We start from the raw sequence: 21,118 nt of genomic DNA on the forward strand, positions 1-21,118 counted from the left end.
ATGAAAATTTTGGTTATTGGCCCGTCCTGGGTGGGCGACATGATGATGTCGCAAAGTCTCTATCGCACGCTTAAAGCGCGCTATCCCCAGGCGATAATCGACGTGATGGCGCCAGCCTGGTGCCGTCCGTTGTTATCGCGTATGCCGGAAGTTAACGAGGCGATACCCATGCCGCTGGGCCACGGCGCACTGGAAATCGGCGAGCGCCGCAGATTGGGCCATAGCCTGCGAGAGAGGCGCTACGATCGCGCCTGGGTGCTGCCAAATTCGTTTAAATCGGCGCTGATTCCTTTCTTTGCCAATATCCCGCACCGTACCGGCTGGCGTGGCGAAATGCGCTATGGCCTGCTGAACGATGCGCGCGTCCTTGATAAAGACGCCTGGCCGCTGATGGTGGAGCGCTACGTGGCGCTGGCCTATGACAAGGGCGTGATGCGCACGGCGAAAGATCTGCCGCAGCCGCTGCTCTGGCCGCAGCTCCAGGTTAGCGAGGGTGAAAAATCGCTGATGTGCAGCGATTTTTCGCTATCTTCTGAACGTCCTCTAATCGGCTTTTGCCCCGGAGCAGAATTTGGCCCGGCAAAACGTTGGCCGCACTATCACTACGCCGAACTGGCAAAGCAGCTCATTAACGAAGGGTATCAGGTCGTGCTGTTTGGCTCGGCAAAAGACCATGAAGCCGGAAATGAGATCCTGGCGGCGCTGAATAGCGAGCAACAGGCATGGTGTCGCAACCTGGCAGGGGAAACCCAGCTGGAACAGGCCGTCATTCTGATAGCCGCCTGTAAAGCCATCGTCACTAACGATTCCGGACTGATGCACGTCGCGGCGGCGCTCGACCGCCCGCTGGTCGCGTTGTATGGCCCAAGTAGCCCGGATTTCACGCCGCCGCTGTCTCATAAGGCCCGGGTGATTCGTCTCATTACGGGTTACCACAAAGTGCGTAAAGGCGATACGGCGCAAGGCTATCACCAGAGCCTGATCGATATCACGCCGCAACGGGTTCTGGAAGAGCTTCATTCGCTGTTGTCGGAAGAGGGCGTTTAATGCGGGTTTTGATCGTTAAAACATCATCGATGGGCGACGTATTACATACCCTGCCTGCGCTTACCGACGCGCAACAGGCGATTCCGGGGATTCAATTTGATTGGGTTGTCGAAGAAGGGTTTGCGCAAATTCCGTCCTGGCACAGTGCTGTCGATCGCGTGATTCCCGTCGCTATTCGCCGATGGCGCAAGGCCTGGTTTTCCGCGCCCATTAAAGCGGAACGCATAGCCTTTCATCGGGCGGTATGCGCATACCAATACGACGCTGTGATTGATGCGCAGGGGCTGGTAAAAAGCGCGGCGCTGGTGACGCGTCTGGCGCATGGGATAAAGCACGGTATGGACTGGAGTACCGCCCGCGAACCGCTGGCCAGCCTGTTTTATAACCGTAAACACCATATCGCAAAGCAACAACATGCGGTTGAACGGACGCGCGAGCTGTTCGCCAAAAGCCTGGGATACGATAAACCGCAGTCGCAGGGCGATTATGCCATCGCAAAACATTTTCTGCATTGTCAGCAGGCGGTTAGCGATCCATATGCGGTGTTTTTACATGCCACGACCCGCGATGATAAACACTGGCCGGAAGCAAACTGGCGCGAGCTTATCGGCCTGGTGGGCAACACCGGATTACGGATAAAACTTCCCTGGGGCGCGCCTCATGAGGAGGCCCGGGCTAAACGACTGGCCGAAGGCTTTGACTATGTGGATGTGTTACCGCGCATGAGCCTGGAGGAGGTCGCCAGAGTGCTGGCTGGCGCAAAATTTGTCGTATCGGTTGATACCGGCCTGAGCCATCTTTCCGCGGCGCTCGACAGACCGAATATTACGCTATATGGCCCAACGGACCCTGGGTTAATTGGAGGTTATGGGAAGAACCAAATGGCATGCTGCTCACCAGAACAAAACCTGGCGAATTTAGATGCCACAAGCGTATTTGGAAAGATTCATTAAAGAGACTCTGTCTCATCCCAAACCTATTGTGGAGAAAAGATGCTAACCACATCATTAACGTTAAATAAAGAGAAATGGAAGCCGATCTGGAATAAAGCGCTGGTTTTTCTTTTTGTTGCCACGTATTTTCTGGATGGTATTACGCGTTATAAACATTTGATAATCATACTTATGGTTATCACCGCGATTTATCAGGTCTCACGCTCACCGAAAAGTTTCCCCCCTCTTTTCAAAAATAGCGTATTTTATAGCGTAGCAGTATTATCATTAATCCTTGTTTATTCCATACTCATATCGCCAGATATGAAAGAAAGTTTCAAGGAATTTGAAAATACGGTACTGGAGGGTTTCTTATTATATACTTTATTAATTCCCGTACTATTAAAAGATGAAACAAAAGAAACGGTTGCGAAAATAGTACTTTTCTCCTTTTTAACAAGTTTAGGACTTCGCTGCCTTGCAGAGAGTATTCTGTATATCGAGGACTATAATAAAGGGATTATGCCATTCATAAGCTATGCGCATCGACATATGTCCGATTCCATGGTTTTCTTATTTCCAGCATTATTGAATATTTGGCTGTTTAGAAAAAATGCAATTAAGTTGGTTTTTTTGGTGCTTAGCGCTATCTACCTTTTCTTTATCCTGGGAACCCTATCGCGAGGGGCATGGTTGGCGGTGCTTATAGTAGGTGTTCTGTGGGCAATACTGAATCGCCAATGGAAGTTAATAGGAATTGGTGCCATTTTATTAGCCATTATCGGCGCTTTGGTTATCACTCAACATAATAACAAACCAGACCCAGAACATTTACTGTATAAATTACAGCAGACAGATAGCTCATATCGTTATACTAACGGAACCCAGGGCACCGCGTGGATACTGATTCAGGAAAACCCGATCAAGGGCTACGGCTATGGTAATGATGTGTATGATGGTGTTTATAATAAACGCGTTGTCGATTATCCAACGTGGACCTTTAAAGAATCTATCGGTCCGCATAATACCATTCTGTACATCTGGTTTAGTGCAGGCATATTGGGTCTGGCGAGCCTGGCCTATTTATATGGTGCTATCATCAGGGAAACAGCCAGCTCTACCTTCAGGAAAGTAGAGATAAGCCCCTACAATGCTCATCTCTTGCTATTTTTATCTTTCGTCGGTTTTTATATCGTTCGTGGCAATTTTGAACAGGTCGATATTGCTCAAATTGGTATCATTACCGGTTTTCTGCTGGCGCTAAGAAATAGATAAAAAACGCGCTGATACTTATTACGGTATCAGCGCGTTTTCCATCATCAGGACTCAATCACTTATCAAACCAGTTTTTCATTTGTTCCTCGAAACGCTGCGCTACATTTTCCCAACTGTATTTTGAAAACACCAGGGATTTTGCTTTTTCGGCAATCTGGTGGCGTTCCTTATCAGCAAGCGCACGGTTAATATCATTAATTATACTGTCGCTCGACATAGGTTCTGCGAGGTGATAGCCCGTTATGCCATCTAACACAAATTCGCTAATCCCCCCTTTTTTGCTGGCAAGAACCGCTTTTCCTGCTGCCATCGCTTCTACAGCCACCATGCAAAATGCTTCTTCAACCTGAGATGGCACGATAACCAGATCGGCTATATGATAGAAGTTATGCATCTGGTCAGGAGATTGCCCCCCAGCCATAATACAATCCGTTCCAATCTCTTTTGCAGCGTCCAGTACTTTCTTTTGATACTCTGCTTTTTCACCCTTGCGGCTTGCATAAGGGTCGCCAACAACGACAAGTTTAATATTACTTCTTAAGGTACGTAATTGTTTGAACGCCTGCAAAAGCAACAGGATGCCTTTATCAGGCGAAATTCTCCCGGCATATAAGAGAACAGTGGCATCTTCTGCAATATTTAATTGCTGACGAAGATTATCTTGTGGGTTTCTTTTATAAGCCTCAGCACAAAAACCATTAGGCACAATACTAACAGCAGCGGCGGGCAATCTTTCTTCATAAAACGCTTTAAGAAACTGACTGGGCACGATAATTTTTGCATCCTTATCAGGAAGTTCTGGTTCAAATGCGTTATGCATGTGCATAACCAGTTTTGCTTTCGGATTGCGCTCTCTGATCTGCCGATACAGTTTCATACTATTATGAATAACAATGACGCTATCTTCCTGGGTAGTCACTTTATCTCTAATATTAAGGATGCGCTGGGAATAGGGTAGTGGGTCGAGACGAGTCCATTTCTGAAAAAGACGCTTATAAACTTTACTAAACCCAATGTAATGAATATCACAGTTATCGTTTATTTTATTATATTCAGGATAGCCGGCATTCTTTATACAAGCAATAGCATTCGGTATTGATAATCGTTTTGCAACCTGGTAAATCCAGGTTTCTACCGCAGCCGCGCCACGAGGAGGAATTGAAAATATAGGAGTAACAGTAAATATGATTTTTTTAATCATAATAGCTATAATCCAGAATAGTTAACTTTATAGAAAAAGAAATGTTATACAAAAAGAAATGCGTGCCGAAGCAACGCAAAATAATGATTTATCTAGTATCTAGACAATTTTATCGTAATATATTTCATCCTCAAGTTCCGAGGCTGTAATATATAGAATAATATCGTAATGAATTGCAGTATCATCTGATAAATTAAAGATATTTAAATCACTCACATTTTTTCTCATAAAAGTAAAAAATGGCAGTATTTTAAACAGATCTTTACTAAGCTCAGATGGCATAGGGCTGGTAGATTCGTCATAGAAACGTGGGCAACTTCCTGTTAAGTCAAGCCCAGAACATATAATACGGCCATACTTGAGGGAATAGGCAACCTGAATAGCGGTATAAGCAATAGTATGGCAAGAGCAATATCCGATGCTGATATCCTTGCAAAATCCAGCCAGTCGCCCTCTTTTCGAAAGGGGAACTGAAATAAGTAATGCTTTATGAACCCGCCTGAGGATATTAAATTTAATTTTCTTTAAAAAGCCCCCTTTTTCTCGGCGATAAAAGGAGCGAATAATTAAACAGTTTTCTTCAATATATTTTTGATCATCCACTGAAGCCTGTTCATACACATCAAGATTGACGATAGTGAACTGACTGTTACGGCTAAAGTTATAAAAATCTTCGCGCCGACGATGGAGGAAGCGAACATCCGTCAGAAGGTACAAAAATGGCTTGACGTTATTGTTTAGCAAATATTGAACAGAACCATTGACTGCAATGACATCTTTCATTCGTAACAAGGACAGCGGCGTCTTTCTGGACGTAGGACCAGAAAGAAAAATAATACAATCTTCAGCCGTTCTTTTCGCAATAAGTTGCAGAACATCGGCGTGAGTTATGAAGTTAACGCTGCCCATAAAAAACTCGTATGTTTATCATGCAACCTATAAATAAATGTTATATTCAATAACTAATATTACATCTCAAATTCTCTCAAGTATGTCATAACGCTGCAGCAAATAAAAGTCAGTCAGCCCCTTAAATTAAACCAAACGTGCTACATTGATCAGCGCTTTTCCTTACCCTTAATACGACGCAAGAAATTTCGAAGTTTTTTCTTATAAATCAATAAGTAAAATCCGATATCTCTCACATTATTTTTGATACCATAATGTCTTTCTAAATCAATACGATCCTTTGCTTTTCGTTGTCTGGAAGGTCTTTTTCCGGACAAATCGATAATTCTGATCTCATTGCCTTGCAGGATAAAGTTACCTTTATGGGGATCGCCCGAAACCATACCATGCTGATGCAGAGAATATATCGACTGTTTGATTTTCCCTCTCACCTCGTCAGAAATTTCTGGCATATCAACAAGTTCAATACCTTCAATATACTCAATTATCATCACGTATGTTTTTACATAGCGTAATGTTTTAATTTCCGCCAGCAGGTAAAAATCATTAAGCGCCGCAAACCCTTCACGCCGCACGCGATCTGTCTGATGAAAAAGCTTTTCGTAGTAATCTCCTTTTACTAACGATTTGAAAAAGCGTTCAGTATTTTTTACTTTTGGACTAAATACTTTGAGAATATATTTTCCGTAGTCTGTATTAATCAATACAACTTTTGTATCTTCTATATTACGAAAAACTTTAATAACCTGATGATTATAAGATAGAAAATCTTTGAATATCTCAATGTATTTTTCACCGTCTTTTTTGACAAAGACGGTATAGTTTTTAATCTTTTTTTCAATAATCATAATGGAGATTTAGGGAGGGGAATTATTTGTGGAAAAGTTTACGATAAAGATATGCGCTTCCAGCCAGAAGGCCTTTAAAATAATGCCCCTGCACGAGAAGATGTTTATATCGCTTCTTAAATTCAACTATGGTACGCGCATCTTTTGCAGGAGAATCTTTCCAGGGCGAGTTCAGTCGTGCATTTTTATAATAGATAACTGAAGGATAATTTGCCCAGGCATGCCATGGTTTTGTAGCGCCCGTATAATGGATTAAAACAGTATTATCATTAATTATCTTGCTATATTTTTTATGTGACTTATCTTTCAACTCACTTTTGATAGTATAAATGGTATTATATGGTCGCGGTAGAAAAATGACTTTATCCTGTAGGAGAATATTCAAAACATCCTGATCGGGATATTTAAAAGAGTCAGCTTCTTTACCTGCCAGAAGTAAAAATGCCTTTTCAGTTAAGGCATTCTCTTTCCATAGTTTCAGGTTAACAAAAACCACGCCGGAGTTAAAATAACCACCTTGTAAATTAAAAGCGCTTAATCTCTCATTTACCTTATTCTGGATGGAATCAACATCTTTTACGACCGCAGCAATCTTCTCTGTCAAATCAAGCTGTAGAAGATCTTGCAAAGATCCTTTGCATACAACATCGGCATCCAAATAAAGTAAGGTATTTACCTTCTTGCTGAGATAATCGAAAGCAAATAAACGAAAATACATTGCTCTCGACCATACTTTAGTTTGAGGCAATACCTCAAGGCTTTCTACTTTAATAAGATAAAGAGAAATTTTTATGTGATGCTGTACGGCTAAACGCTCTATATATTTTACAAAACACGGGGAGTATGAGTCACAAATAATGTGAAAAGCGAGCGGAATATTATTGTTTAATACAACTGAAGCGATTGATACCCCCACACCATCAAGATAGTTTTCATCAACGCCATAAGAAATGTTTAATACGTTATCATCATTATTATTACTTTCATCAAAAACTTTATATTCAGCTATTTCTATCTCAGGAAATGAATCCATTACATCACCTATGGGTTTTATTCAAGAAGTTTACGTTTAAAGTAGGCTATATAATAATTTATACCCGAAGTATAATGCTTCTGATTAAACATATGCTTTGCCGCATAACGTAACTGATGGCTAGTCACTGGATTTAAAAGTGCACAATGAGACCATGGTGAGTTGCTCTTAGCCTGTAAAAAATATTGTGACACGGGGTAAGCCCCCCAACTATGCCAGGGCTTCGTTGGTCCGATATAATGAACAAATACAGTCTCAGCATCAACTGGATTAATAACTGAATCTTTTAATTCATAGTTAAGACTAAATTGTGTATTAAATTTTTTATCAACAAAACGCGCTTTATTCACTAACAATATATTTAATACATCCTGATCAAGGTGCGTTATACGCTGTACTACCTCCGGATCTTTTAGCATTTCAATCGCTTTCTTAGAGATATTTTCTGCGGTCCAAAGAGGTATGTTAATTAAAATAAAACCGGCATTAAAATAGCCAGAAACCAGCCCAGGCGTTGCCAGGCTAACCGAGCGCTTAGTCCACCATTCCAACTCGCCTTCAGCAACGACAGCAGCAATCTCATTTTCAGTGAAATTAAGATCAATAAGTTCCTGAATACTCCCCTTACATGCAATATCTGCATCCAGATAAAGTACTCTATCTGTTTTATCTGAAAAATAATCGGCGATAATGAATCTAAAGTATGTTGCATAGGTCCAGTTTTTGGTACTGGGTAGCGATTTTAAGCGCTCACAGTCGATTAGGTAAACAACAATCTGCGTAGCGTACTGTTTTGCTAATGCCTCAAATCGCTGCTGGTCTTCAGAGTCAAAGAAATCGGTAAAAACATGGAAAGCTAACGTCTTCTCTGGGTTAGCGAGGAGAACCGATGCAATAGAGACACCACAGCCAAAAAGAAAGTTTTTATCAATCCCATAAGCTATATTAAATTTATCAGCATCACTATGTTGTGCATAGTTATAATCTAAAGTCTGTTGAATGACTTCTTCTTCAAAATATTTTCTGCTCATAGTGATCACTTTTGTAATTTCGAGAATATCGCATTATTAAAATTTTTAAAATATAGCACATCGTAAAATCTCTCAATCGTGCCGGGAATAATATCATGCTGATATTTTACTTCACCAGAAATAACACGATTAAGGTGTCCTACAAAATCATCTATAGCCCCCGGGGTGTAAAGCTCACCATTCAAGCCGGGTTTAATCATATCGCGCGGACCAGACATACAATCAGAACTAATACACGGAATTCCATATGACATTGCTTCCAGCAGGGTCATAGGAAATCCCTCAAATGCAGAGGTAAGTAGTAACGCGGTGACATTTTTTATTTTTTGCTGTACAACTTGCCACGGCGTGCTTTGCCAACCATACCAGATCACACGCTGCTCAATACCAAGCTCCCGACTATAGGCCTGGCACTTTTCAAAATCTGAGCCATCACCAATAATATGTAGCTGCCATTCCCCTGTCGTACGAGCTAAGCTATCAAATAAATCTTTAACTCTTTTCTGTCCTTCAAATTTAAGACGCCCTACATAGAGAAATACAGCGGGTTTATCGCGCTCAGGCGGCGGCACAATGATTGTTTTAATAGAGACAGGATTATAAACGACGCTAATATTTTGCGCTGAGATACCCCGTGCCATCATCTGTTCTTTAATACCACTACTGATGGCCAGATGATAATCCGCGTACGTTATACATTCTGCATGTTTTTTATGGTCGAGCGAAAAATGCGGCCACGAGAAAATAGTAAACTGTTTACCACTTTTCTTTCGTGCTTTATTGGCATAAAGACATGAGATGACATCAATACATATCACAATATCTGGTGACGTTTCTTTCAACCATTGACTAAAATTATAAACATGCTTAGCTCGACGAAGAAAACTTAATTTTATATTTGAGAATGATTGCGCATATTTAATCTCTTTTAGCCATGCTTTATCCATTTTGTCATTACGACAAAAGAAAAACATTTCACAGTTGATTTTCGGAGAGCTATTTTCAAACGTATGGATAACGTTGCTAATAACGGTTTCCATCCCTCCAAAACCAGATACCGCTTCGCCAATAAATGCTATTTTCATATATACCCCAGAGTTAAAACCTTAATCTAAAGACTTTAGATATTAAATAGCAAAAATAGTAATATAATCCTATAGAGTAATTTTTACCTGACATTTCTCTTTTTGCTTTAAGGCGTATTTCACTTGGGGATGGTGAAAAAAACCTCCTGTTATTTTTCCATGGGGATTCATTAAAGTATCGATCAAAATATCTTGCTTTAAATATCTTATACCATGGTTTATTTGGAGTCACATAATGCATAATAATAGTATTATCTATATTTTTAGCTTCAGCATCAAAGTTAACAGATAATGTCGTTTTATTGTTAAATTTTCTTTGGAGATACTTCACCTTTCCATTGAGTAAAATATTTAAAACATCCTGATCGGCATATCTAAAAATCTTACCACAATTAATCATAGACAAAGATTCTTGAGTTACGTTATTTTTTCTCCACTCATAGTTATTAATTAACATCACGCCTGCATTGAAATACCCATTAAAATCCACCCCATAATCTAATTGTTTTACTCTTTTTTGCATATCCGGCGAGTCTAAGATCACTCCTGCGATTTCCCCTTCAAGATTAATATCAATTAACTCAGATAATGAACCATGACAAATAATATCGCAATCCAAATATAAAATTTTTGAAATTCCTTTATTAACAACATCCGGAATTAAAAAACGAAGACATGTAGATAATGGAATACCCAGAATTAACGTTTCCGGATTAATATCGAAATTATTGTTAATATGATATGCTGTAATTGATACATTAGGTTGTTTCAATTCAAGAAAAGGTAATAAATCATACTCCGACACACCCGATATCAATAAATGAAAATGCAAGTCAATATCTTTATTATTTTCGATAATGGAATATATTGCCACACCTGCCGGCATTATAAAACCATGATCAAAGCAAAGAGCAATGTCCAGTCTTCTTCCAAAAAAATCATCATGTTGAATTATGTTTTTTTGGTTTGAAATATAACTTTTAATGTCAGACATTCTGTCTATCCTTGTCTCACTCATAAATTACTCACTGAGTGCATAATTATTATAATTACAGATTTTTTCTTATTGTTCTTTCTTTAATTCGAGCGGCTTTAACATCTGCCTGATGAATCAACCCCGATTCTTTTTGCAAAATCTCTCGCAGGGGGAGAGAGAAATACTCACGCATAAACCGGAATATATCTCGCTGAGTCAGGCCAATATTCATTGAAGAAAAATAAAGCCCAATTAAATCTTTGTCACGCCAGCGAAGGGGAACGCGCTGGCGTATCTGCGCGCGATGCAGGTCAATTACGGAGATTTTTAAATCCTCTTCGCGACCAGTGAAAGGTAAATGCAGAAGAAAGTGGCAAATATAACAGTCGCGATGGTTAATTCCCCCGGCGTGCATTTTACGTACCATAGTCGCAACACGCTTAATGATCATCCACTTCACCTGCGCGTCCGGTGGATTAACAGCCCAGTCAGCGCAGTAGTCTTTAAGGCTAATGGTAGGCGTTAAGTCTTCGGTGATAATAAATGATGTTCTGGTTAGCGGGTTTACGCCTTTTTCACCAAAACCAACGCCGTGCATCGTATCAACGCCCAGCTCATGTAGACGATGAATAGCGTGCCATTCTCTGTCAGCGCCCAGAACAGGCATACGTAACGAAATCAGGTTCTTCACAATTTCTTTCAGCGAAGTGCCTTTATGCCACTTCAGGAAGTAACTTTTGCCGTCCAGCTCGAACCGCAATGTTCGACGCGTCTCCAGCTCTCTGAACACTTCGCCCTGTAACGTTTTCACTTCCTCAAAAGCATCTTTACCGCGCCATAGTGTGGTTAACGGCGCTTTCAGCTCAACCATCTAAATCACCTGTAATAATATCCGCGGCCTTCTCCGGTAAGCTGTATAAATCCTGGGTATCAGCATAATACCGCGCATTTTCAGCCCAGGCGTTGCGTAAGGAAGGCTGTGTCAGCGCTTTGAGTAAAACCTCATTTAGCGCATCCTGGCGGAATGGTTCAGTCATCGCTTCGCCACAGTTGGCATCCACAATATAATGTGCATAACCGCACACCGCGGTTGTCAGCACCGGCAAACCAGCAGTAATGGCTTCCAGCAAAACAATACCAGCAGCTTCCTGATAGGCTGGGTGCAGTAAAAGGTCGGCTGCCGCCATTAACTCCGCGATATCATTACGTCCGGAGAAAAAATGCACATTCGTGCCGACGCCGCTTCTTTCAGCCAGTGCTGCAAACTTCTTCGGCTTATCCTGCCCGACAACATAGAGCACCGTATTTTGCCGTAAAGATTCGGGTAGCGATGCCAGCGCTTCAATAGAGCGATCTACACCTTTACGGGTAAAGTCAGACCCTACTTGCAACAGTAATTTTTGCTGTTCTGAGATACCATTTTTCTGACGATAAATTTGACGACTGTTCGGGATCTGTTGGCTATATTTTCTGTCCGGGTAAATCCCCGGAGGAAGAATATGGAAACGCTCCGCTTCAGTCTGATAATGTTTTTGGAAGTCAGCAATCTGCTTATTCGTCAGCATTAATAGTTGCGTCGGCTTGCCGTGTTCAAACGTGGCGCGTTCAAAAGCAGCATAATGCCGATACCGTGATGTCAGGCGATAGAAAAAACCTTTTTCCTGTGCGACTTTTTCGGCATAACACACGTCTGCGGCGTAATACACATCAAGGCCCGGCATCTTATTGAATCCAACCACCCGATCGACAGGATGGTCACGCAAATGGTGTTGCACCCAGGCATAATATTCTGCGTTACGACCGTGGTTCGTCCGGGATTTAACCGGCACGCGGATTAATTCAAAATTATCCGGGCATTCCCCTTCCCATGACTGAGTATAAACACGAACCTGATGCCCTCGCGCCGCCACGGTTTGGGCAATGCGCATAAAATCACGCTGCAGACCGCCAAAAGGAAAATATTTATATAAGCAAAAGGCAACTCTCATAGCAGGCTGTCCAAATCTATGGTGCGTGCCTCATGCGGCAGCATTTTTTCCGTCGCGGCGATAACATCTTCAGCCGGAATAACGGAAAGGTATTTTTTATTACGATCAAGCTCATGCCGTTCAGGCATCGGCTGATAATTTCCTGCCCAAAACTGAATGATGTCGTCGGTCCAGGGACGCCAGAACACATGATCCGTCGCGCCGAAAAGGCAAATGACCGGCGTTTTGACTGCTGCGGCAATATGACCAGGGGCCGAATCAACGCCGATAAAGAGATCCGCATGGTCAATCAACGCGCCCAATTCAGGAAAGCGAGTTTTACCCGCCAGACCAGTAACCGGTTTTGTCTCACAGCCGCGTGCAATAGCATCCACGCAGGCCATCTCGTCTGCGGCCGGGCCTGACGTCAGTACAACTTGATAACCGCGGCGCTGCACGGCATCAATAACCTGCGAGAATTTATCATTATCCCAGCACTTAAATAGCTGCCGTGCCGTAGGCTGAATAACAATATATTGTCGGGTCACACCAAGTTGTTTGAGCTGTTGTCGCATGTTTTCCCAATGTTCCGGGCGATAGCTCATGGTGGTTTCTGTGACATACTGTTTTAGCGCTAACGGCTTTAGCGCGGATAATGTGCGCTCAACAGCATGTTCTCCCGCATAAGGTACTAAATGCGTAAAGCTTTTTTTCCATAAAGCAGACTGACGATTACCGAAATCCTGCGAGATTTTTATTTTTGCGTTTAAAAAACGCACAATAAGCGCCACGCTCCACTGATCGGTGAGATTGACGACCAGATCATACGAGTTAGCACGCAATTTTTTGATTAACGATAGCGCGTTTTTGATCTTCTCTTTTGTTCCTGCGCCTTTGTTACTGATGCCGTAGAGTGCATTAATCTCCGGATTTTCCGACAATATCGGTATGGTGTTCTGGTAAAGAAGCACATCGATTTTTGCATCGGGATAATTCTGCTTCAGCGTGCTGATGACAGGAGTGGTAAGTAACATGTCTCCATGAAAACGCATTTTTATAATCAGAATTCTTCGAAATGGCTTTTCCACAAGCGACTCTTTGGTTGAAATTGTCCGGATAAATAAGCAGAAAAAAGCACGCTACCGCCCCAGGCTTCACAGCAACCCGATGGCTAATACCGCACTCATTTTAGATGCGCTAGTGTAACACTTCTTTCGCAGCAATCCGATACGAATAATTTTTATACACAATCATTTTTTTAATTATAAATTCAAAGAGATAATAATTTATCCCCCTCTTGTGAATGGTCATTCCCATTGTCTGGGGCAACAAGGGCGGCAAATTTCAATGGATTGCGTAAAAATGCAAAAATAATGGGGTTCAGCGCCTGGAATCCTCGCTTCTGAGCCAATTTGGCGCAAAAATGGGAAAAGTAATGGTAAAGCCCAGGCTAAATACATAGAATCCCCAGCACATCCATAAGTCAGCTATTTACTATGCTCGAATTGCTTTACACCGCTCTTCTCTACCTTATTCAGCCTCTGATCTGGATACGGCTTTGGGTGCGTGGACGTAAAGCGCCGGTCTATCGTAAACGTTGGGGTGAACGCTACGGATTCTACCGCCGTCCGTTGAAACCAGGCGGAATCATGCTGCATTCCGTCTCGGTAGGCGAAACTCTGGCGGCCATCCCATTGGTCCGCGCTCTACGTCATCGCTATCCCGATCTGCCTATTACCGTAACGACCATGACGCCGACCGGCTCGGAGCGCGTCCAGTCTGCCTTTGGCAACGATGTTCAGCACGTTTACTTACCTTATGATTTGCCCGATGCGCTCAATCGTTTCCTCAATAAGATTGATCCTAAGCTGGTATTGATCATGGAGACTGAGCTCTGGCCAAATCTGATTGCTGCGCTGCACAAACGTCATATTCCGCTGGTTATCGCTAATGCGCGGCTTTCCGCCCGCTCCGCCGCGGGTTATGCGAAGCTTGGCAAGTTTGTCCGTACGCTCCTGCGCCGTATCACCCTGATTGCCGCGCAAAACGAAGAAGATGGCGAACGCTTTGTGGCATTGGGCGCGAAGAACAATCAGGTCACGGTCACCGGCAGTCTGAAATTTGATATTTCAGTTACACCGCAACTGGCGGCTAAAGCCGTTACGCTACGTAGCCAGTGGGCGCCGCACCGTCCGGTCTGGATTGCCACCAGCACCCACGATGGCGAAGAGAGTATCGTTATCGCCGCTCACCAGGCGTTATTACATCAATTCCCGAATTTATTACTGATTCTGGTGCCCCGCCATCCGGAGCGTTTCCCGGATGCTATCAATCTTGTGCGTCAGGCAGGGTTAAGCTACATCACTCGCTCTTCGGGCGAAGTGCCGTCCGCCAGCACCCAGGTCGTGGTAGGCGATACCATGGGCGAATTAATGTTGCTCTATGGCATTGCCGATCTCGCCTTTGTTGGTGGTTCGCTGGTTGAACGCGGCGGTCACAACCCGCTGGAAGCCGCCGCTCATGCGATTCCGGTACTGATGGGTCCGCATACCTTTAACTTTAAAGATATTTGCGCCCGTCTGGAGCAGGCGAGCGGGCTTATCACGATTACCGATGCGGCTACGCTGGCAAAAGAAGTTTCCTCTTTACTGACCGACGCTGATTATCGTAATTTCTACGGACGTCACGCAGTTGAAGTGCTGTATCAAAATCAGGGCGCGCTCCAGCGTCTGCTGCAACTGCTGGAACCTTATCTGCCACCGAAAACGCATTGAGGGCTGTCATGCAAAAACGGGCGATTTATCCAGGCACGTTTGATCCGATTACTAACGGTCATCTCGATATTGTGACGCGCGCAACGCAGATGTTCGACCATGTCATTCTGGCCATCGCCGCCAGCCCCGGCAAGAAACCCATGTTCACCCTGAACGAACGTGTGGCGCTGGCGCAAAAAGCGACCGCACACCTGGGTAACGTAGAGGTGGTGGGTTTTAGCGACCTGATGGCCAATTTCGCCCGCGACAGACAGGCGAATATCCTGATTCGTGGTCTGCGCGCGGTGGCGGATTTTGAATATGAAATGCAGTTGGCGCATATGAATCGCCATCTGATGCCGCAACTGGAAAGCGTTTTCCTGATGCCGTCCAAAGAGTGGTCGTTTATTTCATCGTCGCTGGTCAAAGAAGTGGCGCGCCATCAGGGCGATGTGACCCACTTTCTGCCGGACAATGTGCATCAGGCGCTAATGGATAAGTTGAAATAAGTTTCCTTCCTTGCCGGGCCTGGCATTTTACTTCTGACAGTGACGGCAATAGAACGTCGCGCGCTGTGCGTGTTTCGTTGCGACTATCGGCGTACCGCATACCCGACACGGCTCGCCTTTGCGCCCGTACACCTGCAACTCCTGGGCAAAATAGCCCGGCTTCCCATCGCTTTGCAGAAAATCCTTCAGCGTTGTCCCGCCTTGTTCAATAGAGCGCAGCAAAACGGCTTTAATCACCCGTGCCAGCAGGTCGCACTCCTCTGTCGAGAGTGACGACGCCAGGCGGTCAGGGTGAATACCAGCGGCAAACAGCGACTCGCTGGCGTAGATATTCCCCACGCCGACCACCAGCTTGTTATCCATCAGCCAGGGTTTAATCGCCGTCTTCTTCTTCGCGCATTTCTGTTGCAAATATTCGCCATTAAACTCATCGCTTAGCGGCTCCGGTCCCAGATGCGCCAGTACGTTATGTCCTTCCAGCTCTTTGGTCCATAACCAGGCGCCAAAGCGGCGAGGATCGGTATAACGTAGAATTTTGCCATTGCTCATCACCAAATCGACATGGTCGTGCTTTTCCGCCGGCAGCGCTTCCGACAGTATCCGCAAGCTTCCCGACATCCCCAGGTGAATAATTATCCAGCCGTCAGGCAACTCCAGCAGTAGATATTTAGCCCGACGCTGAACGCTAAGGACGGGTGTGTCGCTCAGACGATAAATTTCGTCTGAAACCGGCCAGCGCAGACGACCGTTACGGATATGGGCGTGCAGGATAGTAGCGCCAACTAAATGAGGTTCAATACCCCGGCGGCTGGTTTCAACTTCGGGTAATTCAGGCATAACGTCTCCGGCTGTGTGGCAGGTCTCATTAATATGGGGACGGCCAGAAAACAAAAAACCCCGCCGAAGCGAGGTTTTTGTTACATCAAAGCGAGAATTATTTGATTTTCGCTTCTTTGTAGATCACGTGCTGACGGACAACTGGATCGAATTTTTTCAGTTCCAGTTTTTCCGGCTTAGTACGTTTGTTCTTCGTAGTGGTATAGAAGTGACCAGTACCAGCAGAAGAAACCAGCTTGATTTTCTCACGAATACCTTTAGCCATGATTTATTTCCTCTTAGTACTTAGTACTTTTCGCCACGGGCACGCAGTTCAGACAGAACTGTTTCGATGCCTTTTTTATCGATGATACGCATACCTTTAGCAGATACACGCAGGGTGACAAAACGCTTCTCGCTCTCAACCCAGAAACGGTGAGAGTGCAGGTTAGGCAGGAAACGGCGTTTAGTCGCGTTCAGTGCGTGGGAACGGTTGTTACCGGTCACCGGACGCTTGCCAGTAACTTGGCAGACTCGGGACATGTCTATTCTCCAAAAATCAAATTAGCTCGAGCTTCGTATGGGGTATCGGCGCCTCGTCAGGCTTTACAGCCTGGTCATCGCGCAGTTCTATTGAACTCTCGATTGCCAGGCCCAAATGCCAAACCCGAGATTCTCAAAGGTGGCGTAGTATACGCTGACCCGGCGATATGCTCAAGTCCCGAACAGACAAAGATCCCGATGGATCGCGCAAAGAATCTTAAATCCAGCCGCGTTCGGCAAAAGAAACGTACTCTCCGCGCCCAATTATCAGGTGATCGAGCACCCGGATATCCATAAACTGGCAACACTTTATCACGCGCTCAGTGATAAGTTTATCTGCTTTACTTGGCTCTGCGCAGCCTGAAGGGTGATTATGCGCCAGAATGACCGCTGAAGCATTGAGTTTAATCGCTTCCCGAACAATCTCACGCGGATGCACCTCTACGTGGTTAAGCGTGCCGGAAAACAGGCGGCTGTGCTGAAGCACCCGGTGCTGGACATCTAGGAAGATCACCAGAAAGATCTCACGCTCTTCGCCCGTCAGTTGGCTTTGCAGAAATTCCCGCGTCATTTCCGGACTCAGCAACGCACTTTCCTCATTCATGCGCACGCTGTAATAGCGCCTTGCCAGCTCAGCAATGCCTTTCAACTGCGCGAATTTCGCCAGGCCGATGCCGTTTACGCCGCGAAACTGCGCAAAGTCCGCCGACAGCAGGCCATACAGCGACCCAAAGTGCTGCAATATCTCTTTTGCCAACGTCATAACATCTTTTCCCGGCGTGCCGGTACGTAAAAAAAGCGCCAGCAGTTCCACGTCGCTGAGGGAAGCAATGCCGGATCTGAGCATTTTTTCACGCGGCAATAATTCGTCCAACGTATCCATACGCGCACCTCCTTTTTTAAGGAAGCGGCATAGTGGCACAGCCTTTGGGAGAGATCGACGCCCCGATTTTGTTCTTGCGTAGCGCCTCGCAAAGTGGAGCGCAGGCAAAGACACGACGCCGTAGAGATTGTGATAAAATAGCCGCCTTTCAAAGTCACCCAACAGGAAAGACATGATGAGCCTGGCCGGTAAAAAAATTGTTCTCGGCGTTAGCGGCGGTATCGCTGCGTATAAAACGCCGGAGCTGGTGCGCCGTTTACGTGAGCGCGGCGCTGACGTGCGCGTGGCAATGACCGAGGCGGCAAAAGCCTTTATTACCCCCCTGAGCTTACAGGCCGTGTCGGGCTATCCCGTATCCGACAGTCTGCTTGACCCTGCCGCCGAAGCTGCGATGGGGCATATCGAGTTGGGGAAATGGGCCGACCTGGTGATTCTTGCCCCCGCGACCGCCGATCTGATCGCCCGTGTAGCATCGGGTATGGCTAATGATTTAGTCTCCACCATCTGCCTGGCGACGCCAGCCCCGGTGGCCGTTCTTCCGGCCATGAACCAACAGATGTACCGCGCTGCCGCCACGCAACATAATCTGGAGGTGCTCGCCTCTCGCGGCCTGTTCATTTGGGGGCCGGATAGCGGCAGTCAGGCGTGCGGCGATGTAGGCCCAGGCCGAATGCTGGACCCATTAGCTATCGTTGATAAGGCCGCCGCGCATTTCGCTGCCGTCAACGATCTGCGACATCTTAATATCATGATTACGGCAGGCCCGACGCGCGAACCGCTCGACCCGGTGCGTTATATTTCCAACCACAGCTCCGGTAAAATGGGCTTCGCTATTGCGGCGGCCGCAGCGCGTCGCGGCGCAAATGTCACGCTGGTCTCCGGTCCCGTTTCGTTACCGACGCCGCCTTTTGTAAAACGGGTTGATGTCATAACCGCGCTGGACATGGAAGCCGCTGTTCAGGCCGCCGTTCAACAGCAGCATATTTTCATTAGCTGCGCCGCCGTGGCTGACTATCGCGCAGAGACTATTGCCAGTGAAAAAATCAAAAAACAGGCGGCGCAAAGTGATGAATTAATAATAAAAATGGTCAAAAACCCGGACATTGTCGCCGGGGTGGCCGCACTCAGTGACAATCGCCCCTACGTTGTTGGGTTTGCCGCGGAAACGAATAATGTGGAAGAATACGCCCGGCAAAAACGTACCCGTAAGAACCTTGACCTGATTTGTGCAAATGATGTTTCTCTTTCAAATCAGGGATTTAATAGCGATAAAAACGCTTTACACCTTTTCTGGCAGGATGGAGATAAAGTCTTACCGCTTGAGCGAAAAGAACTCCTGGGCCAATTATTACTCGACGAGATCGTGACCCGTTATGATGAAAAAAATCGACGTTAAGATTCTGGACCCGCGTGTTGGTCAGCAGTTTCCGCTGCCGACTTATGCTACTTCTGGTTCTGCCGGGCTTGACCTGCGCGCCTGTCTCGACGACGCCGTAGAACTGGCGCCTGGCGCAACGACGTTGGTGCCTACCGGACTGGCCATTCATATCGCCGATCCATCATTGGCGGCAGTCATGTTGCCGCGTTCTGGCCTGGGCCATAAACATGGTATCGTGCTGGGCAACCTGGTCGGGCTGATTGATTCCGATTATCAGGGGCAACTGATGGTTTCGATCTGGAACCGTGGTCAGGACAGTTTTACCATTGAACCGGGCGAACGTATCGCGCAAATGGTGTTTGTTCCGGTCGTTCAGGCCGAATTTAATCTGGTGGAAGCATTTGACGCCACCGAACGTGGCGAGGGCGGCTTCGGTCATTCTGGCCGTAAGTAAATTTTACGCATCCCCATAACGTCATAATACTGCCGCAAGCGCTGAGTTTGCGGTTATAGCGTGGGTGCTCGCCTGGCAAGTGCTTATTTTCAGGGGTATTTTGTAACATGGCAGAAAAACAAACTGCGAAAAGGAATCGTCGCGAAGAAATACTTCAGTCACTGGCGCTGATGCTTGAATCCAGCGATGGAAGCCAACGCATCACGACGGCAAAACTGGCGGCCTCGGTCGGCGTTTCCGAAGCGGCGCTATACCGCCATTTTCCCAGCAAGACCCGCATGTTCGATAGCCTGATTGAGTTTATCGAAGATAGTCTGATTACCCGTATCAATCTGATTTTAAAAGATGAAAAAGACACCAGCACGCGTTTGCGCCTGATTGTGTTACTGATTCTGGGTTTTGGCGAACGCAACCCTGGCCTGACGCGCATTCTTACCGGGCATGCGCTGATGTTTGAACAGGATCGCCTGCAGGGGCGCATTAATCAGCTTTTTGAACGCATCGAAGCGCAGCTCCGCCAGGTGCTACGAGAAAAAAGAATGCGTGAAGGCGAAGGCTACACGACGGATGAAAATCTGCTGGCAAGCCAGCTGTTAGCCTTCTGTGAAGGTATGCTTTCACGGTTCGTGCGTAGCGAATTTAAATACCGCCCAACGGACGATTTCGACGCCCGCTGGCCGCTCATTGCCGCGCAGTTGCAGTAACGCTGACTGGATAGTGGCTCACGCCTTATCCAGGCGACAGAAATATAGGCCCGGTAAAGCGCCACCGGGCAATTCGCTTACACGCCAAATTCTTCCCGGTATGCTCGCACAGCCGCCAGATGCTCAGCCATATCAAGTTTTTCTTCCAGATAGGCAATCAGGTCTTTCAGCGTAATGATGGAGATAACCTTACAACCATAGTCGCGCTCCACTTCCTGAATCGCGGAAATCTCGCCGCGGCCACGTTCCTGACGATCCAGCGAAATCAGTACGCCAGCCAGTGTAGCCCTGTGCGCCTGAATAATCTCCATCGACTCGCGAATCGCCGTACCTGCGGTAATCACGTCATCCACCAGCATCACGCGGCCCTGTAGCGCGCTGCCCACCAGACTCCCGCCTTCGCCATGATCTTTTGCCTCTTTGCGGTTAAAGCAGTACGGCAGGTCTTTATCGTGATGTTCCGCCAGCGCAACCGCCGTCGTCGTCGCGATCGGAATACCTTTGTACGCGGGGCCAAACAGCAGATCAAATTCAATACCGGAATCCACCAGCGCTTCGGCATAAAAACGGCCTAACAACGCCAGGTCGCGCCCGGTATTAAACAGCCCGGCGTTGAAGAAATAGGGGCTTTTGCGCCCGGATTTCAGCGTAAACTCGCCAAACTTTAGTACCTGCTTGTTAAGCGCAAACTCAATAAACTGGCGCTGATACGGTTTCATGGATTCGCTCCTTTTCTTACTTTCATCATTTACGAAATTTACGGACAAAAAAAAG

General features: G+C 45.9%; 23 protein-coding genes. 8 read left to right on the forward strand and 15 right to left on the reverse strand.

Annotated elements, in window-relative coordinates:
* From rfaF to rfaL, 3 genes are read left to right on the forward strand one after another with little or no spacing between them, the layout of a single operon-like run.
* Positions 1-1,047, forward strand: a complete 1,047-nt coding sequence (gene rfaF, locus J4685_RS13460; protein ID WP_000699208.1) for an ADP-heptose--LPS heptosyltransferase RfaF — start codon at positions 1-3, stop codon at positions 1,045-1,047.
* On the forward strand, positions 1,047-2,000 hold the full coding sequence (gene rfaC, locus J4685_RS13465) for a lipopolysaccharide heptosyltransferase RfaC (RefSeq protein WP_001264608.1): 954 nt from the start codon (positions 1,047-1,049) through the stop codon (positions 1,998-2,000). Before rfaF ends, rfaC begins: the two co-directional genes overlap by 1 nt.
* 39 nt (positions 2,001-2,039) lie before the next feature.
* Positions 2,040-3,254 carry an O-antigen ligase RfaL gene (rfaL, locus tag J4685_RS13470; protein ID WP_000958455.1) on the forward strand — a complete coding sequence of 405 codons (1,215 nt, stop codon included), beginning with the start codon at positions 2,040-2,042 and terminating at the stop codon, positions 3,252-3,254.
* Positions 3,255-3,309: 55 nt separating this feature from the next.
* Here the strand turns inward: rfaL and J4685_RS13475 are convergent, their stop codons facing one another.
* The 10 genes from J4685_RS13475 to rfaQ form a co-directional block, all read right to left on the reverse strand.
* Positions 3,310-4,455 (reverse strand): lipopolysaccharide N-acetylglucosaminyltransferase, encoded by a 1,146-nt coding sequence (locus tag J4685_RS13475; protein ID WP_000591815.1) that lies wholly within the window; start codon positions 4,453-4,455, stop codon positions 3,310-3,312.
* Positions 4,456-4,554: 99 nt separating this feature from the next.
* On the reverse strand, positions 4,555-5,364 hold the full coding sequence (gene waaZ, locus J4685_RS13480; RefSeq protein ID WP_000536022.1) for a 3-deoxy-D-manno-oct-2-ulosonate III transferase WaaZ: 810 nt from the start codon (positions 5,362-5,364) through the stop codon (positions 4,555-4,557).
* A gap of 149 nt (positions 5,365-5,513) precedes the next feature.
* A complete protein-coding gene (gene rfaY, locus J4685_RS13485; RefSeq protein ID WP_000582809.1) occupies positions 5,514-6,212 on the reverse strand; it encodes a lipopolysaccharide core heptose(II) kinase RfaY in 699 nt (232 codons plus the stop codon).
* Between the two features lie 22 nt (positions 6,213-6,234).
* A complete protein-coding gene (gene rfaJ, locus J4685_RS13490) occupies positions 6,235-7,245 on the reverse strand; it encodes a lipopolysaccharide 1,2-glucosyltransferase RfaJ (protein ID WP_000376862.1) in 1,011 nt (336 codons plus the stop codon).
* Between the two features lie 17 nt (positions 7,246-7,262).
* Positions 7,263-8,276, reverse strand: a complete 1,014-nt coding sequence (gene waaO / locus J4685_RS13495) for a lipopolysaccharide 3-alpha-galactosyltransferase (protein WP_000088490.1) — start codon at positions 8,274-8,276, stop codon at positions 7,263-7,265.
* Positions 8,277-8,281: 5 nt separating this feature from the next.
* Positions 8,282-9,361, reverse strand: coding sequence for a lipopolysaccharide 1,6-galactosyltransferase (gene waaB / locus J4685_RS13500; protein WP_000683987.1), 1,080 nt, complete (start codon positions 9,359-9,361; stop codon positions 8,282-8,284).
* Positions 9,362-9,374: 13 nt separating this feature from the next.
* Positions 9,375-10,355, reverse strand: coding sequence for a glycosyltransferase (locus J4685_RS13505; protein WP_001280097.1), 981 nt, complete (start codon positions 10,353-10,355; stop codon positions 9,375-9,377).
* 55 nt (positions 10,356-10,410) lie between these two features.
* Positions 10,411-11,208 (reverse strand): lipopolysaccharide core heptose(I) kinase RfaP, encoded by a 798-nt coding sequence (rfaP, locus tag J4685_RS13510; protein WP_000229833.1) that lies wholly within the window; start codon positions 11,206-11,208, stop codon positions 10,411-10,413.
* Positions 11,201-12,325, reverse strand: a complete 1,125-nt coding sequence (locus J4685_RS13515) for a glycosyltransferase family 4 protein (protein WP_001261577.1) — start codon at positions 12,323-12,325, stop codon at positions 11,201-11,203. Before J4685_RS13515 ends, rfaP begins: the two co-directional genes overlap by 8 nt.
* Positions 12,322-13,392, reverse strand: a complete 1,071-nt coding sequence (gene rfaQ, locus J4685_RS13520; protein WP_071601178.1) for a lipopolysaccharide core heptosyltransferase RfaQ — start codon at positions 13,390-13,392, stop codon at positions 12,322-12,324. Before rfaQ ends, J4685_RS13515 begins: the two co-directional genes overlap by 4 nt.
* A gap of 408 nt (positions 13,393-13,800) precedes the next feature.
* On the opposite strand from rfaQ, the gene waaA reads away from it, so the two are divergent.
* Positions 13,801-15,078, forward strand: a complete 1,278-nt coding sequence (waaA, locus tag J4685_RS13525) for a lipid IV(A) 3-deoxy-D-manno-octulosonic acid transferase (RefSeq protein WP_000891592.1) — start codon at positions 13,801-13,803, stop codon at positions 15,076-15,078.
* A gap of 8 nt (positions 15,079-15,086) precedes the next feature.
* On the forward strand, positions 15,087-15,566 hold the full coding sequence (coaD, locus tag J4685_RS13530) for a pantetheine-phosphate adenylyltransferase (protein WP_001171888.1): 480 nt from the start codon (positions 15,087-15,089) through the stop codon (positions 15,564-15,566).
* Between the two features lie 27 nt (positions 15,567-15,593).
* Here coaD and mutM read toward each other — a convergent pair whose 3' ends face one another.
* The 4 genes from mutM to radC all read right to left on the reverse strand — a co-directional run bounded on the left by mutM (position 15,594) and on the right by radC (position 17,808).
* Complete coding sequence (gene mutM / locus J4685_RS13535; RefSeq protein WP_001114515.1) at positions 15,594-16,403, reverse strand: bifunctional DNA-formamidopyrimidine glycosylase/DNA-(apurinic or apyrimidinic site) lyase; 810 nt, start codon at positions 16,401-16,403, stop codon at positions 15,594-15,596.
* A gap of 97 nt (positions 16,404-16,500) precedes the next feature.
* On the reverse strand, positions 16,501-16,668 hold the full coding sequence (gene rpmG, locus J4685_RS13540; RefSeq protein WP_001051798.1) for a 50S ribosomal protein L33: 168 nt from the start codon (positions 16,666-16,668) through the stop codon (positions 16,501-16,503).
* A gap of 20 nt (positions 16,669-16,688) precedes the next feature.
* The gene (rpmB, locus tag J4685_RS13545; RefSeq protein ID WP_001519051.1) at positions 16,689-16,925 is read right to left on the reverse strand and encodes a 50S ribosomal protein L28; all 237 of its coding nucleotides are present in this window, start codon (positions 16,923-16,925) and stop codon (positions 16,689-16,691) included.
* 217 nt (positions 16,926-17,142) lie between these two features.
* A complete protein-coding gene (radC, locus tag J4685_RS13550) occupies positions 17,143-17,808 on the reverse strand; it encodes a RadC family protein (protein WP_000380130.1) in 666 nt (221 codons plus the stop codon).
* A gap of 175 nt (positions 17,809-17,983) precedes the next feature.
* Here radC and coaBC point away from each other — a divergent pair, with 175 nt between their 5' ends.
* From coaBC to slmA, 3 genes are all read left to right on the forward strand, one after another.
* Positions 17,984-19,204, forward strand: a complete 1,221-nt coding sequence (gene coaBC / locus J4685_RS13555; RefSeq protein ID WP_000050172.1) for a bifunctional phosphopantothenoylcysteine decarboxylase/phosphopantothenate--cysteine ligase CoaBC — start codon at positions 17,984-17,986, stop codon at positions 19,202-19,204.
* Complete coding sequence (gene dut, locus J4685_RS13560) at positions 19,182-19,640, forward strand: dUTP diphosphatase (RefSeq protein WP_000976078.1); 459 nt, start codon at positions 19,182-19,184, stop codon at positions 19,638-19,640. Before coaBC ends, dut begins: the two co-directional genes overlap by 23 nt.
* A gap of 107 nt (positions 19,641-19,747) precedes the next feature.
* Positions 19,748-20,344, forward strand: a complete 597-nt coding sequence (gene slmA / locus J4685_RS13565; protein ID WP_000818595.1) for a nucleoid occlusion factor SlmA — start codon at positions 19,748-19,750, stop codon at positions 20,342-20,344.
* A gap of 77 nt (positions 20,345-20,421) precedes the next feature.
* Here the strand turns inward: slmA and pyrE are convergent, their stop codons facing one another.
* Positions 20,422-21,063 carry an orotate phosphoribosyltransferase gene (pyrE, locus tag J4685_RS13570; protein ID WP_000806168.1) on the reverse strand — a complete coding sequence of 214 codons (642 nt, stop codon included), beginning with the start codon at positions 21,061-21,063 and terminating at the stop codon, positions 20,422-20,424.
* Positions 21,064-21,118: the final 55 nt, after the last annotated feature.

The organism is Salmonella sp. 32100201201700099SM, from assembly GCF_017572645.1.
GTDB classification, from domain to species: domain Bacteria; phylum Pseudomonadota; class Gammaproteobacteria; order Enterobacterales; family Enterobacteriaceae; genus Salmonella; species Salmonella enterica.